Origin of the sequence: Chryseobacterium gambrini (assembly GCF_027920505.1) — a bacterium.
GTDB classification, from domain to species: domain Bacteria; phylum Bacteroidota; class Bacteroidia; order Flavobacteriales; family Weeksellaceae; genus Chryseobacterium; species Chryseobacterium gambrini.
The window spans coordinates 3,875,880-3,893,213 of sequence record NZ_CP115857.1; the positions used below are offsets into that span (position 1 = coordinate 3,875,880).

General features: G+C 36.7%; 14 protein-coding genes. 9 read left to right on the forward strand and 5 right to left on the reverse strand.

What is annotated here, in order from left to right; all coding sequences use genetic code 11:
* Window positions 1–56: 56 nt before the first annotated feature.
* Genes porL through PFY09_RS17885 form a run of 4 tightly spaced genes read left to right on the forward strand, consistent with a single transcriptional unit; the run spans window position 57 to window position 4,450 of the window.
* Entirely contained in the window at window positions 57–746 is a 690-nt protein-coding gene (porL, locus tag PFY09_RS17870) for a type IX secretion system motor protein PorL/GldL (protein WP_076392674.1), read from the forward strand.
* Window positions 747–799: 53 nt separating this feature from the next.
* On the forward strand, window positions 800–2,389 hold the full coding sequence (porM, locus tag PFY09_RS17875; RefSeq protein ID WP_076392672.1) for a type IX secretion system motor protein PorM/GldM: 1,590 nt from the start codon (window positions 800–802) through the stop codon (window positions 2,387–2,389).
* A gap of 23 nt (window positions 2,390–2,412) precedes the next feature.
* A complete protein-coding gene (porN, locus tag PFY09_RS17880; RefSeq protein WP_076392670.1) occupies window positions 2,413–3,351 on the forward strand; it encodes a type IX secretion system ring subunit PorN/GldN in 939 nt (312 codons plus the stop codon).
* A gap of 55 nt (window positions 3,352–3,406) precedes the next feature.
* A complete protein-coding gene (locus tag PFY09_RS17885; RefSeq protein ID WP_271160587.1) occupies window positions 3,407–4,450 on the forward strand; it encodes an NAD(P)/FAD-dependent oxidoreductase in 1,044 nt (347 codons plus the stop codon).
* 50 nt (window positions 4,451–4,500) lie between these two features.
* Here PFY09_RS17885 and PFY09_RS17890 read toward each other — a convergent pair whose 3' ends face one another.
* On the reverse strand, window positions 4,501–5,775 hold the full coding sequence (locus PFY09_RS17890) for a hypothetical protein (RefSeq protein WP_271160588.1): 1,275 nt from the start codon (window positions 5,773–5,775) through the stop codon (window positions 4,501–4,503).
* 416 nt (window positions 5,776–6,191) lie between these two features.
* Window positions 6,192–7,610 carry a hypothetical protein gene (locus PFY09_RS17895; RefSeq protein WP_271160589.1) on the reverse strand — a complete coding sequence of 473 codons (1,419 nt, stop codon included), beginning with the start codon at window positions 7,608–7,610 and terminating at the stop codon, window positions 6,192–6,194.
* Between the two features lie 180 nt (window positions 7,611–7,790).
* On the opposite strand from PFY09_RS17895, the gene PFY09_RS17900 reads away from it, so the two are divergent.
* Window positions 7,791–8,048: a SemiSWEET transporter gene (locus PFY09_RS17900; protein ID WP_076392662.1), complete on the forward strand. Its 258-nt coding sequence runs from the start codon at window positions 7,791–7,793 to the stop codon at window positions 8,046–8,048.
* A gap of 59 nt (window positions 8,049–8,107) precedes the next feature.
* Here the strand turns inward: PFY09_RS17900 and PFY09_RS17905 are convergent, their stop codons facing one another.
* From PFY09_RS17905 to PFY09_RS17915, 3 genes are all read right to left on the reverse strand, one after another.
* On the reverse strand, window positions 8,108–8,551 hold the full coding sequence (locus PFY09_RS17905; protein WP_268053135.1) for an META domain-containing protein: 444 nt from the start codon (window positions 8,549–8,551) through the stop codon (window positions 8,108–8,110).
* 18 nt (window positions 8,552–8,569) lie between these two features.
* Window positions 8,570–8,974 (reverse strand): hypothetical protein, encoded by a 405-nt coding sequence (locus PFY09_RS17910; protein ID WP_271160590.1) that lies wholly within the window; start codon window positions 8,972–8,974, stop codon window positions 8,570–8,572.
* 251 nt (window positions 8,975–9,225) lie between these two features.
* Window positions 9,226–10,098: a hypothetical protein gene (locus PFY09_RS17915; RefSeq protein WP_271160591.1), complete on the reverse strand. Its 873-nt coding sequence runs from the start codon at window positions 10,096–10,098 to the stop codon at window positions 9,226–9,228.
* Window positions 10,099–10,514: 416 nt separating this feature from the next.
* Between PFY09_RS17915 and PFY09_RS17920 the strand changes: the two genes are divergently transcribed.
* From PFY09_RS17920 to PFY09_RS17935, 4 genes are all read left to right on the forward strand, one after another.
* Window positions 10,515–10,904 (forward strand): hypothetical protein, encoded by a 390-nt coding sequence (locus tag PFY09_RS17920; protein ID WP_271160592.1) that lies wholly within the window; start codon window positions 10,515–10,517, stop codon window positions 10,902–10,904.
* Window positions 10,905–11,052: 148 nt separating this feature from the next.
* Window positions 11,053–12,138 carry an efflux RND transporter periplasmic adaptor subunit gene (locus tag PFY09_RS17925; protein WP_185117468.1) on the forward strand — a complete coding sequence of 362 codons (1,086 nt, stop codon included), beginning with the start codon at window positions 11,053–11,055 and terminating at the stop codon, window positions 12,136–12,138.
* 87 nt (window positions 12,139–12,225) lie between these two features.
* Window positions 12,226–15,420 carry an efflux RND transporter permease subunit gene (locus tag PFY09_RS17930; protein ID WP_076392652.1) on the forward strand — a complete coding sequence of 1,065 codons (3,195 nt, stop codon included), beginning with the start codon at window positions 12,226–12,228 and terminating at the stop codon, window positions 15,418–15,420.
* The gene (locus PFY09_RS17935; protein ID WP_271160593.1) at window positions 15,407–16,852 is read left to right on the forward strand and encodes a TolC family protein; all 1,446 of its coding nucleotides are present in this window, start codon (window positions 15,407–15,409) and stop codon (window positions 16,850–16,852) included. Before PFY09_RS17930 ends, PFY09_RS17935 begins: the two co-directional genes overlap by 14 nt.
* The last annotated feature ends 482 nt before the right edge of the window (window positions 16,853–17,334 follow it).

A 17,334-nucleotide genomic window follows, 5' to 3' on the forward strand; every position in this document is an offset into this window, starting at 1 on the left:
TCAATCACCATTATTTTTCGATAAATTTTATTTAACATTAAAAAAAACTAACTTATATGTTTAAGACTAAAGATGCTTGGATGAATTTCTTCTATTCATTCGGTGCTGCAATTGTAATTCTTGGAGCTTGGCTTAAAATTACTCACATTACCTTGGGACCAATTAACGGAAACATGGCCCTTACAGTGGGACTTATTACGGAAGCTATCATCTTCATTATTTTCGCTTTCGACCCGCCAAAATCTGAGGAGTCTTATGCTTGGGAAAACGTTTATCCTGAATTATTAGATAAACACGCAAACCCAAATCCATTACACTCAAATGTATCTAAAAGCAACTCTGCTCAATTTGCTGAATTAGAAAACTCTCTTTCTACCAAATTAGACAAAATGCTTCAGGATGCTAAACTTGATGTTCAGTTATTTGAAAGATTAAGAACAGGAATAGATAAATTTTCAAGCTCAGTAGATCAGATCAACCAGACTGTTGACGTTTCTGCTTCTACTCATAAATATAACGAGCAGTTAAATAAAGCAGCGCAGCACATGGAAAGCATGAATGCTTTATATGCAATGCAAATGGAAAGCACTAAAAAACAATCTGAGTTTACTAATAAATATGTTGCAGATATGCAGAAATCTGCTGAACAATCAGAAAAATTCAATCAGGAACTACAAGGTTTAACTTCAAACTTAAACAATCTAAACAGAGTTTATGGTGGTATGCTAACTGCTATGAAGTCTTAATTTCCCAAACCATTTTTAAATTAACTACTTAATCAAAAAACAAAGAAAAGAGAATGGCAGCAGGAAAACAGACACCTCGTCAGAAGATGATCAACCTGATGTATTTGGTGTTCATCGCTATGATGGCCCTAAATATTGATGCGGAAATCATCAGGTCATATTATGACTCTACTAAAGCTCTTAATGAAACAAGAACTTTAACTGAAAGAAAAAACGAAAAGATTTTTGAAAAAACTCTTGAAGCTAAAGCTCAGCAGGTTCCCGATACTTACGCGCAGCCATGGGCTCAGTATCAGGTTCTTAGAGATAAGATCAATGTTTTGGTAAAATCTGCTCAGGAAATTAAAGATGTTCTTAAGAAGAAATCAGAGTTTCACGATAAAGATGCACAGGGAAAAGATGTTGACGTGAGTGAAAACTTTGCAGCGCTTAACAATAATGAAGCTACAACTGAATATTTTTTCAGAGAAGGAGATGAAAACACACCGTCAAAAGGTGCATTGGAATTAAAGGCAAAAATTGATGATGTAAGAAATTACATTAACGCTACTTTCGGAAACAATCCGCAATTGAAGGATTTGGTTGAAAGAGCTAATAAATCTTTAATTGCCGAATATCCAAAAGGAAAATCTCCAAATGACAAAACTTGGTTCCAAAACAAGTTTTATCATCAGCCGCTAATTGCTGCAATTTCTAACTTAGAAATTATTCAGAATGATGCAAGAAACGTTCAGTCTGATGCATTGGCATTAATGCTACAGGAAAAAGTGGATGCAAGTATCAAATTTACAAGCTATGAAGCAATTGTTTCTGCGCCTGTAGATGTTGTTGCAGGAAAACCGGCTGAAGCAGTTGTAATGTTAGGAAACTATTCAAACAGTAATAAGATCAGTATTTCCGGAGTAAGCAGACAGGAAAATGGAAAAGGTTATGCAAATCTTAATACAAGCGGAATCGGACAAAAAACATTTAGCGGAAATATTACATTAACAGATGCGACTGGAAAAGCTCAAAACTTCCCTTTCACACATACTTATAATGTAATTGCAGGACCACAGGAAGTTAAGCTTCAAAAAGGTTTATTGCTTTCTCCTGATAAAATGAATGTTGTTTACAGAGGCTTAGAGAACCCTCTTTCTGGATCAATCTTGGGTGCTGATAATTCTAAATTGTCTCTATCTGCTCCAGGTGCAGTAGTGAAAAGTGCAGGTCCTGGTAAATGGAATGTAATTCCTTCTACTGGAAATACTCTTAAGCTTACATTATCTGGTACAGATCCATCGGGTAAAACTGTTTCTCAGACATTTGAATATAGAATTAAGAATGTTCCTGCTCCTCAAGGTCAAATGAGAGGTCAAACAGTATTGAATGTTCCTGCTACTTCTATACCAAATCAAACAGTACAGGCAGCAATTCCTGATTTTGATTTCCCAGTTTCATTTACTGTTAATCAATTTATGGTAAAAGTTCCGGGTAGAGCTGCATTATTAATCAAGGGAAGTAGTCTTGATGAAGCTGCAGGATTAGTGAAAAATCTAAGAGCTGGAGATGTAGTATATGTCTTCGACATTAAAGCTACTGCCACAGGTTTAGGAAATCAGACGTTGAAAAATATCTCACCAGTTGTAATCAACGTTCAGTAATTTTAATAAGATAAAAAAATATTATGAAAAAATATATTAGCAGTCTTTTAGTATTGGTTTCGGGGTTTGCATTCTCCCAAACCATCCTGAACGCTTCTTCTCCAGAGGAGTTTAGACAAATGAGAGCTGAAAACAAACAAAAAATTGGTGATAGTATTGTTGACAAAAAGGTAAAGCCTTTGGAATATGGATTTGTTGATGATAAAGACATTCTTAAAAGTATGTTTGTTTGGGAAATCATTGATATGAATGATAAAATTAATCAACCATTCTACTATGATAATCCTGATGGTCTTACATCTAGCCAGACTAGATCTTTATATCAATTGTTGTTAGATGCTGCTACAAGTGGAAAAATTGCTGAAGTTTATGATGATGAAAATTTTGTAACTAAATTGAGTCCAGAAGGTATTCAAAAAAGATTAGAAAGTGTAAGAATTGCTGATGCAGCGATTGACATCTTAAATTCAGGGAGACAATTAACAGAACAGGAGAAAAAAGAATATACTGACGTTTTTAAAACGACAACTGATAAAGTTAAAGTTTTAAAAGTAATGGGTATGTGGTTCATTGATAAAAGAGATGGTCAGTTGAAATATAGACCACTTGGTCTTGCTGCTATGGGACCAGATCCTGCGGTACAAGGAAGAACAGGACCAGATGGACAGCCTTTAGCTGGAGCAGATGAATTGATTGATCTTTTCTGGATTTATTATCCAAGTGCAAGAGATATCTTAGCTAACAATTACGTTTATAACAGAAAAAATTCATCAGCAGATTTATCTTTTGATGATTTGATCAACGCTAGAAGATTCTCTTCTGTTATTTATAAATCATCAGCAGGACTAGGTGATGGAGTCATCAAAGACTATATTCCAAGAGACGCTGAAGATCAGATTGACGAAAGCGACAGAATTAAGGCGCAGATCCTTCAAATGGAAAATGATATGTGGAATTACTAAGATTTCACTTGATAATTATAGAAAACCTGAGTATTTTTACTCAGGTTTTTTTATTATGAAGAATGTAGATTATATTATCGTTGGAGACGGATATGCGGGACTTTTTTTTGCACATCAGTTAATCAGAAACAACAGGTCTTTTGTGATGTTTTCGGAAAGACAGAAGAGTGCTTCGCAGGTTTCTGCGGGAATCATTAATCCTGTTGTCCTTAAAAAGTTCACCACTTTCTGGAAAGCACAGGAACAGATCGATTTTCTTAAAAATACTTTAAAAGAAATTGAGAATTATACAGGACAAAACTATCTTATAGATGCACCTATCCACAGAATTTTTCATGATGAAAATGAACAGGCACTTTGGCTGAAAAAATCCAACAATGATGATCTTTCTCAATTTTTAGATAAAAATTTTGATCTTTTAGAGGTGGTAAAAAATGATTTTCTTTCAGGAAAGGTTAATCAGTCTGCAAGATTAAATGTTAATGGATTTTTTACGGGTTTATTTGATTTTTTAGAAAAAAATGAAAATTTAATCGCTGAAAAATTTATTTATTCTGATTTAGATGCAGAAAGATCAACATATAAAAATTTTACATTCAAAAATATTTTATTTTGTGAAGGAATGGGAGTGAAGCATAATCCTTTTTTTTCCGATATTCCCGTAAACCCCAATAAAGGTCACCATATCAAAGTAGAACTTTCAGAAAAAATTCCTGAAAATATTACTATCAAGAAAAAGCATTTTCTTTTTCCGGTAAATGATCAGTTGTATTTTTACGGCGGTACTTATGACAGAGAGCAGCTGCATCAGGAAATTGACGAATCTGCCGTTGAGCAGCTTAAAAAAGGGCTGATGGAATTTTATCCTCATCCTTTTGAAATTAAAGACATCAATTTTGGATTCAGACCAACCGTAAAAGACAGAAGACCGATTATCGGAAGACATTCTGACCATCACAATTTTTATGTTTTCAATGGTTTAGGAGCCAGAGGGATTCTGAACGGCTGTTATTTTTCCAAAAGCTTATATGATTTTATTGAAGAGGGCATTCCGTTGCATGAGGAAATTTCTTTAGAGCGGTTCAAAAATAAAAATTAAGGCTGAAACTCATAAAAGTTCAGCCTTAATCGCTAACAAATAATATATTTTTAGTTCACTGCCGTAGCATAAATTGTATTTTCTGCCCATCCTCCGGCAAATGCGTCCAGATAGATTGGAGTAGATGAAATTCCACCTTCTGTACTTCCGGCAATATATCGGTACGTTTTTGTTCCCGAAGATGTATTATGGATAAGAATAGTTCCTGTAGCAGTATCATAAGTTCCCGGTCCGGTAACTTTAAAACTCATTAAGGCAGGAGACTTTACATCGGGAGACCTGTTTCCGGCCTGTCCGATTGTAGTAAGATTTTCTTCAGAAAAGGTGCTTCTTACAAATAGCCAGTCATTAGGAGACAGAGATCCGCCCGCAGGTTTTACAAGCTGGCTCACCGTTATCATCCATTTTCCGGGAGGTAACTGAATGGTGGCTCCTGTGTATCTGTATTCGCTGAATTTTATAAAAGGAAGATTATAGCCTCCGTTAGATCCTGAACCTATAATAACCTGTGTGGAAGGAGATACCCAAGTGGCAACTCCATTGGCATCTGAAGTGAGAACTTTTCCTGCTCCCTGTGTACCATCTGCAATTTTTAATGCTCCTTTTGAAGCCGAACGAACATCCAAAACGGTAGAAGGCGAAGTTGTTCCTATTCCTACTTTTCCGGTTTTATTCAAAGTCATAAGCGGATCTCCATCCGGTTTAGCTCCGGAAAAGAGCTGCAGAACATCCTGCGTATTTCCCAATCCATAAAAATCGTCTCCCGCGGGACTGTTCCATAACGCCAGCTTTTTGCCATTCCCGCCTCCTAAATCCAGTTTGTTTTGTGGAGTAGTGGTTCCTATTCCGATTCTGTTATTGGCTGCGTCTACAGAAAAGGTACTTCCGTCCACAGAGAAGGAATGAACGGATGAACCTAAGAACGCCAAAGTATTGGCTCCCTGACTTACCAATCTGTTTCCCGAAAGAGTTCCGTTGGAATTATAGATATTTGAATCTTTATCAACGGTAATCAGCTTTAACCAGACCACACCTGTAAAGTAATAGTATCCCACACTATCAATATTAACCGCTGTACCGGATAATGAACCTGTGGAAATATTGTTTACAAATATTAATGTGGAAACCGGTACATTTTTCATGCTTTGGGCTCTTTGTCTGTCGACACGGGGAACGAGTAATCCGTCGACAGCGGCAGAAGTACCGGTGGCGTTTTTGGCATTTACGTCTAAGGTAGAATTCGGCTGAGCGGTATTAATACCTACTTGTGAGAAAGCCGTAACAGATGAAATAATACATAAACATGCCAGAATTGTTTTTTTCATTTTTAGTGTATTTAGAATCTTTGTTTTTGTTTCGATTAAAAACAGGAAGCAAATATTTAAAGTGGAATGAACTTTATAATATTTACTTTCCTGAACACACATTCACTATCTATTTGCTATAAATTCAGTGAACTATATAACCCTTATTATGTCAAAAATTTAAATGTGAAAATCAATTATTGTGATATGATATTCATAGATAATTTGTGATGCGATTAACGGGGCAAAACTATAGCCAATATTGAAAAAAACAGATACTGCAAATCTACTTTAATTTGTTAATGAGCTGATATTGAGTGTTTTATTTTTTATTTTGAGTAGTTTTTCAGTAGAGTATAAATGACGAAATTATTAGAGTTATCATGGTGATGAAATGAAAAATCCTTAACGAATTAAGGATTTTATTATATTTTACGCTAAAGTTCCATCATCCATTTATTCAGATCAACATCTGAAGGAAGACCTAATTTTTTTCGTAGCCTGTATTTTCTGGATTCTATCGTTCGGATCGAAATATTTTTATACGTTGCAATAGTTTTTGTAGAGAGATTTAATCTGAGAAAACAACTGAACCTGATATCGTTGGGAGAAAGATGAGGATATCTCGTGACTAATGTCTCATAAAACTCGGGATAGACTTCTTTGAATTTCATCAGAAAGAACGGATCATTTGTACTGGCAAGTTTGGTAAGTTCGTCCAGAGAATTATTCAGCTTACTTTTCAGTTTGTCTGTTTCCTGCAATGTTTCCGTGATGATGGCTTCCTTTTCTTTTTGCTTTCGGATGTATCGCTGTCTCAGCCCGAATATAACCGCTAATGCCGACATAATGATTATGGTAATAAGAATGTAAAGCTGGATTCTGTCTTTTCTTTCATTTCTCTTTTCACGGTCGATAATCTTTTTTACAGGGATTACCAAAGCTTCCCTTTCTGCATCATCAATGCTGTCTTTTATTTTGATGTATTTTTCAAGATATTCGCTCTTTTTAGAAATGTCACCAAGCTTTTCATACACTTCCGAAACAAATTTGTAGATGTTTTTTTCGTCGTTTTTTCTGGAAAGCTTTTGGGCAATAACCAGGGATTTATTAAAAAAATCTAATGCTTTATCATAATCCTTTTTAAAAAAATACAGTTTTCCGAAAGCATAAAACGTCATCGATTTTTGGTAATGACTATACTGATCGGATATTTTTAATGCCTTATTTAAATAATATTCTGCAGAATCCGGCTTTTTCAGACTTAGAAATCTTTCTGCTGTGTATACATAAGTAAGAGGCTGTACAACAAGTTTTTTCCGGTTCTTTTGTACGGCATCCGCAGAATCCTTAAGGTGCAATTCTTCAAGATTGGCAATTTTCCAGGTATAATAATAGAAAAGAAGTTTTTCTCTTTGCTTTTTCTGCTGAATTTTTTTAGCGTAAAATATCGCCTTATTTAGATTTGAATTAGATTGATTCAATAACCCGAGAGAAGCATAATTCCTTCCATATTCCCCAAACAGCTTTCCTAAAAGCAAAGGATTTTTTGTTTTTTCTGAAAGATTTTCTGAGGTTTCTAAATACTGCAGACTTACTTTGTAATCATTTAAATACCAGTAAAGTCCGCCAAGATTAATATTGGCGTTAATCACTCCCTCAGTATCTGAATTTCTGGTATAGGCTTTTAAAGCATTTTTATTCAGAATGATACTTTTATTAATATTTCCTTCAACACGAAGCTGATCTGTAATACTGTCAAGAACTGATATTGAATGATTCTGAGCATAGCTTTGAATTCCTAATACCAAAAAGACAATACATACAATATAATCCCGGATGTGATGAAACACCATAATTTATGTTTTATAAAGCAAATTACGATAATTATTATAAATTGAGAAAATCATTATCTTTTTAAAAAGAATTGCTGAATAAAATTCCTAAAAAATAAGTTTATGATGAATTTAGGGAAAATTTTAAAATTATTTTAACAATTGCCATAATTTTTGCTATATCTTAATCAAATAGCAGCTATGAATGAAAATGTTTTAGGAATAATCGCCGGTCTTCTTACTTCTGGATCAATGATTCCTCAATTGGTAAAAGTGATTAAAGACAAAAATGCTGATGATCTTTCTTCGGGAATGCTTATTGTACTTATCTCGGGAGTTTCTCTCTGGATCTGGTACGGCTTTCTGAAAGATGAACTTCCCATCATCCTTACCAATGCATTTTCGGTAGTTGTAAACGTTACATTGCTTATTTACTGCCTCATCTATAAGAATAAATAACCTGAAAAACAAACACTTCCGTCATCAGGAAGTGTTCTTATCTATACTAATCTTTATAATTACTTTAAAGTAAATTTTGCCAAAGGCGCCATTCTGGCTTTGTTAAGAGTTAAAGTATTTCCGTTTACAGAATAATTATCAGCAGAAAGCAGCGCTTGCGTAAATGCACGTTCCGTTTCCAGATCATCACAGGCAATCATAGTAGACATACCCTGGTTGAATTTAATGCGCATGACTTCTGGCTTTATTTCAAAAGTACCGCCTACACCGTTGCAGCCGCCATGACCTTCATATCTCATTGTCGAAGTATTCAGCATAAAATGGGGTACAGCCTTAGGATTTTTAAGCTGAATAGGTTTACCGTTGAGTTCAGTCAATTGCCATGTTTTTCCGGTGATGTCAGAATTATTTTCAGAAGGAGCCGTTGCGGAAGGCTTAGACATGCATGAAGCCGCAAAAGCCGTAAAGAGTAGTGCACAAAAATAAGTGATTAATTTTTTCATAATTTTAAAATTTCGTGATTAATAAGAAGCCATTTTAGTATTGGATGAAGAAGCTTTGCTTTTCTTGTGATGGAACAATACCATATTGTAATCTTTCTTCAGAAAAGTAATCTCACCACGCACATCAGAATATTGATAGTTTGCGTCTCCTGCTGTAAACTCGGGAAGTTCATCGCTTTTTTTAAGCTCATAAGATTTGCCGTTCAGATGCACCACAACAGTGTGTTTAGTTTCATTAAAACTTACCTCCAGCTGTTCTCCGGATTCATCTGTATAAACTTCTTTGGTAATTTTATCAGGTTCCTGTTTTACGGCAGCATTGTTTTCAGCTTCCACAATTTCCTCTTTTACCTGATTCTTACATGCTGTTATGGTGAAGACCACTATAGCTGTTAATGTAATAATCCGCAATAATTTTTTCATAATAAGATGTGATTTTTAAGTGATTCATTGATGTAATGATGCTTAAAATTACAATTTTTTATGATAATAATATGTTAAATTTTTATAAATTAATTAAAACTAAATGCTTTTTTACCGTTATTAAAATATTTTATGTTAAATAAAATAAAGTAAACCCATCTTTGAATAAATAAATAACATCCCATTTAAAAACCAAAAGAGACATTCCGGGAACGTCTCTCTCAAAATCAAAATAATGTGTTTTTAGAATCCTATGGCGCTTTAATCTGATCGATAGTGAAAAATGCTTTGGTTGTACTACACGTTCCGGACGGACAGTTTGTTGCGTTTCCTGCATTTCCGGGAGTAGAAGAACCCATCATATAATACATTTTATAAAATGTTTTGTCGGCTCCGTCGTTCGTGGTCCACGAGTACAAACGCTGTTCCGGCATACCTCCGGCATAGGTTTCAGGATCTCCCCAATAAGGATTGGTAGATGCGGTTTGTATCCTTGCTCCTGTGGTAGCGTCAATAAGAGACGCGCTTGAAGTCGCATTATCTCCTGCCCATGCCCCCACAGGAAGTCTTAGCTGGTTTTGCTGATAGCCACCTGCTCCTCCCCAAAGATAATGTCCGTTGGAGATAATTTCCACTACTCCGGTAGTGTTGTTTCTTATTTGCAGATTTACCTGCGAGAAATTTGTATTTGTAGGAATAAATGTTCTTACCGAAAATCTTCCGTCCGGTGTCGTGATGGAAAGAGCATATCCGGCTCTTCCGTTATCCGACGTTGCAACAAGCGGTCCCATTACGGCAATACTTTCTACACTGGCAAGAGACTGTGTCGAGCCACTTTCCGAAGATGAAGTATTGAAAACCCTCCATTCAGATCCATTCCAGAAATAATATCCGGGAGTAATCGTTGGTCCCGTATTATAAATTAAAAGTCCAGCGGCATTAGGAGCTGATCCAAGCTGCATGGTAGCAGAAGTAAGACTTATTCTGGGACCGAGAATCCCTTTGTTCGTTGAATTCACATCTAAAACTGCAGAAGCATCGGGAGATGTTGTATTAATGCCAACTTGCGCAAAAGAAAAAACAGAAGCAAGAAGGAAGCCTGAAATAAAGATTTTGTTTTTCATGTTATAATATTAATGTCAGTTTTTAATAAGATAAAAAAAGATAAGAGTTTTCGGTGGTATTTTGTAGTAAAAGTAATAAATATTCTTTTATTATGATGAATAATTTAATATAAATGTTATTATATTTTGTTTTTGTCAATAATATGGGAATTTTACAATAATTTAACATAGTTGTGAGCGGTTTGTATGACGTAGAAATCGTATTAAAGAACTTCACAAATAATAGATAAAATTTTTTATAATGTTAATTATTTGGTAATCAATTTTTTTATTCCTTTTAAGATAGGTGTGCTTTACTATAATTAAACAAATTCAGCGAATTTAAAGAAGTGTTAAATATTGTTAATGTAAACAAGTTGTCACACAATTGTCTTGAAACTTAATGAAACTAAAGTCTACATTTGTGCCTTGAAATCATGAGAAACTATATCGTATATTTTTTGACCACTCTTTTTCTGCTTTTTGTAGTAGAAAGCAAGATCAATGTCAAAACTTTACGAAACGATTACACTCATACTTCTCAGAATTTACCCAAAAAAGCAAACCGTTTAAACCAGACCTGCGAAAAGCTTTCTATGCAACAGGCTTCGGATGATGTAAGCAATGCATATACGCTCGAACTTGCCGAAGACGATTTCCAGTTGTCCGATACCTTTCAGGCAATGGTGGCTTTCGCCAGTGTTTTCACCTTGGTCTATATTTTTGGTTTAAAAAGTTTCAAAAGACTAAAATCAGCGATCCATAGCTGTATATCAGAATATTCTTCTGTTAAAAAATTCATTCTGATTCGTTCTATCAGAATTTAAAATCCACATTTTCGAACCCGTTTTCTGCCGATTAGCTATTCGGTGGGAAAATCCTGCGTTGTAATTGCCGGCAATCAATTATTCCGTCGATCCTCTTATTGCCATTTTCATATTTAAAACATTAACGATTTACATAAACTCTAGAATTATGATTAAAAGAGTTGTCGCAAGCATTGCGCTAAGCAGTATTTTATTGTTCACAGGTTGTAACAAGAAAAAAGAAGAAAAAGAAGAAGCCGCTGTTTATCCGGTAACCTCACCCGTTGTGATGGATACTGTGATTGATAAAGAATATGTGGCGCAGATCAGATCTGTAAAGAACATCGAAGTTCGTGCACAGGAAAAAGGTTTTCTTGAGAAAATCTTTGTAGATGAGGGACAGTTTGTTCGTCAGGGACAAACCTTATTCAGAATTATGCCGAAATTATATCAGGCAGAATTACTGAAAGCTCAGGCAGAAGTTGCTCAGGCAACAATTGAGCTGAAAAATGCAAGTACATTAGCCAACAACAACATCGTTTCCAAAAACGAAAGAGCAATGGCGAAAGCTAAGCTGGATGCAGCCAATGCTGAAGCGAAACTGGCACAGATTCACCTGTCTTTTACAGATATTAAAGCTCCGTTTTCAGGAATTATCGACAGAATTCCTTTGAAACTGGGAAGTCTGGTAGATGAAGGGGATTTATTAACCTCCCTTTCTGATAACAACGATATTTATACCTACTTCAATGTTTCGGAGCCGGAATATCTTAACTATCAGAGAAATGTAGCTTCAAGAGGAAGCAATATGGTAGATCTCGTCATGGCAAACGGAGATGTTTTTCCGCAGAAAGGACAGGTTCAGACCATTGAAGGGGAATTTGACAGTGAGACAGGAAATATCGCTTTCAGAGCTAAATTCCCCAATCCGGATAAACTTCTGAGAAACGGAGAAACGGGAAAAGTAAGAATGACGTTACCATTGAAAAATGCTTTAATCATTCCTCAGAAAGCTACCTACGAAATTCAGGATCAGAAATATGTTTTCGTGGTAGACAAGAACGGAGTGGCAAAATCTAAAAATATAAAGATCGCTTATGAGCTTCCTGATGTATACGTAGTTGCTTCAGGGCTTTCAACCGGAGATAAAATCTTACTGGAAGGCGTTCAGAAAGTAAAAGACGATCAGAAAGTTCAGACAAAAGTTCAGGATCCGAAAAAAGTTCTTCAGTCATTAAAATTAAAAGCAGAGTAGAATACGATAATCGATACGTGATCGTGATTATGCAAAAACTTCATAATCATCATTTATCATTCATCATTAATAATTCATCATTATTTTATGTTTAAGAAATTTATTCGCAGACCTGTTCTGTCTATCGTAATCTCTTTGATTATCGTATTTATGGGAGTTTTATCCCTTGTAAAATTACCGGTTACCCAGTTTCCGTCTATTTCTCCACCCAAAGTAAACATTACGGCGGATTATCCCGGAGCCAACAATGAATTGTTGATTAAATCCGTTGTTATTCCATTGGAAAGAGGTCTGAATGGGGTTCCCGGAATGAAATATATGACTTCTGATGCCGGAAACGACGGGGAAGCTTCCATTCAGGTGGTTTTCGATTTGGGAACCGATCCGAATGTAGCAGCAGTAAACGTACAGAACCGTGTTTCTTCGGTGGTTAATAAACTCCCGCCATTGGTTGTTCGTGAAGGGGTGAAAATTACCCGTGAAGAACCCAATATGCTGATGTACATTAACCTGTACAGTGATGATCCGAAAGCTGACCAGAAATTCCTTTTCAACTATGCAGACATCAATGTAATGTCTGAATTGAGAAGAGTAAGCGGGGTCGGTTTCGCAGATATCTTGGGAACAAGAGAATATGCGATGCGTATCTGGCTGAAACCGGATAGATTAACGGCATACAGCATTTCCGCAGATGAAGTAATGGAATCCCTGAATCAGCAGAGTTTAGAAGCTTCTCCGGGTAAAACAGGTGAAAGTTCCGGAAAAAGATCGCAGTCCTTTGAATATATTTTAAAATATCCGGGTCGTTTTAATAATGAAAAAGATTACGGAAATATTATCCTTAAAGCTAAACCCGATGGCGAATTCATCAGATTAAAAGATGTTGCCGATATAGAATTCGGTTCGTCCATGTATGATATTTATTCTACCTTAAACGGAAAGCCTTCTGCGGCAATCACGGTAAAACAATCGTATGGTTCCAACGCAAGTGACGTTATCAAGAATGTAAAATCTTTGATGGAAGAATTGCAGAAAACCACTTTCCCGAAAGGAATGCATTACGACATCAGTTATGACGTATCAAAATTCCTTGATGCTTCTATTGAAAAAGTAGTTCATACGCTTTTTGAAGCCTTTATTTTGGTGGCAATCGTGGTATTCCTATTCTTGGGAGACTGGCGTTCAACCTTAATTCCTGCTTTGGCAGTTCCGGTATCATTAGTAGGTACTTTCGCAGTCATGTCCGCCTTCGGAATTACCTTAAATATGATCTCGTTATTTGCGCTTGTTATGGCGATCGGGGTCGTGGTAGATGATGCGATTGTGGTAATTGAAGCCGTTCACGCCAAGATGGAGGAGAAGCATTTATCTCCGCTAAAAGCGACTGAAGAAGCAATGCACGAAATCAGCGGGGCAATTATCGCAATTACTCTGGTAATGGCATCCGTATTCATTCCGATTGCCTTCATGTCCGGTCCGGTTGGAGTTTTCTACCGTCAGTTTTCCATCACTATGGCTTCTGCAATTATTCTTTCAGGGGTTGTAGCTTTAACATTAACGCCGGCTTTATGTGCTTTAATTTTAAAAAATAACCACGGAAAAGCCAAAAGAAGAACTCCGATTACTATTTTCCTTGATAAATTCAACGGATTATTTACAAAAGGAGCGAACAAATATGAAGGAATGCTAAACAAAACGGTGAAGAAAAAAACAATCACTTTACCATTACTATTAGCTTTCTGTGCATGTACATTCTTTTTAAGCAATTCATTGCCTTCAGGATTTATTCCTGCGGAAGATCAGGGGATGATTTATGCGATTATTCAGACTCCTCCGGGTTCTACACTGGAAAGAACCAACCAGATTGCCAAAGAATTATTAAGAGAATCTGAAGATATCGATGGAGTACAGTCTGTTTCTTCACTGGCGGGTTACGAAATCCTTACGGAAGGTACGGGTTCCAACTCCGGTACTTGTCTTATCAATCTTAAAAGCTGGGAAGACCGTAAAGAATCTGCCGCGGAAATCATAGAAAAGCTTGAAGAAAAAGCGAAGAATATTCCCGGTGCAAATATAGAATTCTTCCAGCCGCCTTCCATTCCGGGCTACGGTGCTGCAGGTGGTTTCGAGCTTCGTCTGCTCGATAAAGCGGGAAGCGGAGATTATCAAAAAATGGAAAAGGTAAGTAATGACTTCGTAAGAGAACTGAAAAAACGTCCGGAACTGGGTTCTGCGTTTACGTTCTATTCCGCGAGTTTCCCTCAGTATATGTTGAGAGTGGATAATGATCTTGCCGAGCAAAAAGGAGTGACGATTGAAAATGCAATGGATAATTTATCCACATTAATCGGTTCCAACTATGAAACCAGTTTCATCCGTTTCGACAGACCTTATAAAGTAATCGTTCAGGCGGGCCCTCAATATCGTGCGCTACCGAGTGATCTTTTGAAATTGTATGTGAAAAATGATAAGGAGCAAATGGTTCCGTATTCAGATTTTATGCATCTGGAAAAAGTGTACGGTCTTTCCGAGATTACCAGACATAATATGTACAATTCTGCCGAGGTGAGTGGTACTCCTGCTCCGGGGTACAGTTCCGGACAGGCGATTGCAGCCATTAAAGAAGTTGCGGATAAAACCCTTCCGAGAGGTTTTGGGATCGATTGGGCAGGTATTTCTAAAGATGAAGTAAGCCGTGGAAACGAAGCGATTTTCATTTTCTTAGTGTGTTTAGGATTTGTTTATCTGATTCTTTCCGCACAGTACGAAAGTTTCATTCTTCCGTTACCGGTAATTTTATCGTTACCGACAGGTATTTTCGGAGCTTTCTTATGTCTGAAATTATTAGGATTGGAAAACAATATTTACGCTCAGGTGGCAATGGTGATGCTGATTGGTCTTTTGGGTAAAAATGCCGTACTGATTGTAGAATTTGCCGTACAGAAAAAAGCGGAAGAGGGAATTCCTGTAGCGCAGGCAGCCATCGAAGGAGCCGCGATTCGTTTCCGCCCGATTCTGATGACCTCATTTGCATTCATCGCAGGTTTAATTCCATTGGTTCTGGCAACGGGACCGGGAGCAATCGGTAACCGTACCATCGGTACCGCTGCAGCAGGAGGAATGCTGATCGGAACTATTTTCGGACTGATGATTATCCCTGGATTGTATTACATCTTCGGAACAATCGCAGAAAAATCGAAACTGGCAAAATATGAAGAGGAAAATCCTTTAACAGAACAAACAGAACCGTACCAACACGACGACAAACATGAAGATTTATAATAAAAGATATATAGCTGCCATTGCCTTATCGCTTGTTTTAGCAGGCTGTAAGGCGCCCATGGCGACTGTGGTAAAAGATGAGGTGAAAGAAAATATTCCTCAGAATTTTAATCAGCAGGATCAGGGTGATGCCAATAATAACAGCGGAACAACCCCTTGGAGACAGTTTTTTACAGATCCTAATTTAGTAGCCTTAATAGAAACTGCTTTAAAAAATAATCAGGAGTTAATGATTACTTTGCAGGAAATTGAGATTGCAAAAAGCGGTGTCTTGGCGAAAAAAGGAAGATTAACACCTACTGTTTCCGCAGGAATCGGTGCAGGAGTTAAAAAAGCAGGGCGTTACACCAGCGAAGGAGCAGGTGATGCCACCACAGAAATAGAACCCGGAAAAGAAATGCCGGATCCGCTTGGAAATTTTGAGGGCGGACTGATGGCAAACTGGGAAGTGGATATCTGGAAAAAGCTGAGAACGGAGAAAGAATCTGCAGTAGCACATTATCTTTCTACCGTGGAAGGGAAGAATTTCGTTCTTTCGAATTTAATTGAGGAAGTTGCTGATAATTATTATGAATTATTGGCTCTGGATAATCAGTTGGATATCATTCAGCAGTACACGAAGTTGCAGCAGAGAGCTTTGGAGATCTCAAAAATCCAGAAAGAAGCTGCAGCAGCCACGGAACTGGCGGTAAAAAAATTCGAGGCGGAACTGGCAAAATCTAAAGCTTCGGAATTTACCATCCGTCAGGAAATTACTGAAAAAGAAAACGAAATCAATGCGCTTTGCGGACGATTTCCTCAACCAATTGTAAGATCAAAAGGAGATTTCATGTCGATGATTCCTCAGACGGTTTATACGGGAATTCCGTCACAGTTACTGGCAAACCGTCCCGACATCAAACAGGCTGAGCTTGAATTAAAATCATCAAAACTGGATGTGGAAGCAGCCAGAAAAGAGTTTTATCCAAGCCTTGAAATTTCTGCAACGTTAGGACTGGAAGCTTTTAAACCATCTTATCTGGTTAAATTGCCGGAATCTATGGCAGCAAGTCTGGTGGGTGAACTAGCGGGTCCGCTGATTAATAAAAGTGCCATTAAAGCGAACTTTCAGACAGCGGATGCAAGACAGATTCAGGCGTTGTACGAATATGATAAAACCATTCTGAATGCGTATCTGGATGTTGCCAATTTAATGTCTAAGGTGAAAAACATCGATCAGTATTATAAACTGAAGTCTGAAGAAACACAGGCTTTGGAAAAATCAATAGATATAGCGAATCAGTTGTTTAAAAATTCAAGAGCCGATTATCTGGAAGTTCTTCTGAACCAGAGAGACGCTTTGGATGCCAAAATGGAACTGGTGGAAGCTAAACAAAAACAGCTGAGTACAGTTGTTGATATTTACAAGAGCTTAGGCGGAGGCTGGAAGTGATTTGTAAATCTTAATGTTTTAAAAAGAAAAGAGGCTGCCCGTAAGGAACAGTCTCTTTTCGATTAAAACTGAAAACTTTAATAAAAAGGTTCATATTTCAGAACCTCCTTCCCAATTTACCTGTAGGATACAGGACTAATTTATTTCTTCACGGTTATTATCTTTTTAAAAAAAATGGTTATTAGCTTTTTTGAAAATTAAATTTTAAAAAACCAGCCTTCCAAAAAAGTAATTTCTCCTGTTAAGGAAGGTGGTGAGATTTATGAATAGAATCATGTTTTTATTAGCTTTTCAAAATTTATCTGCATGTGCTTTTTTAGGGCTTCTTTTCTATTCAATGATTATAAAACGGCTTTAAATAATTTTTGTCTGTTGTTTTGATTTCCGGTTTCGAAATTATAACGTTATGGTGAAATAAAAAAACAAATGCGGTCATTATTCATAAATTAAGACAGCTTGATGTTTTGATTTTTATTGTTTAA

Excerpts from the sequence above, each read along its gene's own strand:
- porL (WP_076392674.1), top strand. The coding sequence starts at position 57 with ATGTTTAAGACTAAAGATGCTTGGATGAATTTCTTCTATTCATTCGGT.
- porM (WP_076392672.1), top strand. The coding sequence starts at position 800 with ATGGCAGCAGGAAAACAGACACCTCGTCAGAAGATGATCAACCTGATG.
- porN (WP_076392670.1), top strand. The coding sequence starts at position 2,413 with ATGAAAAAATATATTAGCAGTCTTTTAGTATTGGTTTCGGGGTTTGCA.
- PFY09_RS17885 (WP_271160587.1), top strand. The coding sequence starts at position 3,407 with ATGAAGAATGTAGATTATATTATCGTTGGAGACGGATATGCGGGACTT.
- PFY09_RS17890 (WP_271160588.1), bottom strand. The coding sequence starts at position 5,775 with ATGAAAAAAACAATTCTGGCATGTTTATGTATTATTTCATCTGTTACG.
- PFY09_RS17895 (WP_271160589.1), bottom strand. The coding sequence starts at position 7,610 with ATGGTGTTTCATCACATCCGGGATTATATTGTATGTATTGTCTTTTTG.
- PFY09_RS17900 (WP_076392662.1), top strand. The coding sequence starts at position 7,791 with ATGAATGAAAATGTTTTAGGAATAATCGCCGGTCTTCTTACTTCTGGA.
- PFY09_RS17905 (WP_268053135.1), bottom strand. The coding sequence starts at position 8,551 with ATGAAAAAATTAATCACTTATTTTTGTGCACTACTCTTTACGGCTTTT.
- PFY09_RS17910 (WP_271160590.1), bottom strand. The coding sequence starts at position 8,974 with ATGAAAAAATTATTGCGGATTATTACATTAACAGCTATAGTGGTCTTC.
- PFY09_RS17915 (WP_271160591.1), bottom strand. The coding sequence starts at position 10,098 with ATGAAAAACAAAATCTTTATTTCAGGCTTCCTTCTTGCTTCTGTTTTT.
- PFY09_RS17920 (WP_271160592.1), top strand. The coding sequence starts at position 10,515 with ATGAGAAACTATATCGTATATTTTTTGACCACTCTTTTTCTGCTTTTT.
- PFY09_RS17925 (WP_185117468.1), top strand. The coding sequence starts at position 11,053 with ATGATTAAAAGAGTTGTCGCAAGCATTGCGCTAAGCAGTATTTTATTG.
- PFY09_RS17930 (WP_076392652.1), top strand. The coding sequence starts at position 12,226 with ATGTTTAAGAAATTTATTCGCAGACCTGTTCTGTCTATCGTAATCTCT.
- PFY09_RS17935 (WP_271160593.1), top strand. The coding sequence starts at position 15,407 with ATGAAGATTTATAATAAAAGATATATAGCTGCCATTGCCTTATCGCTT.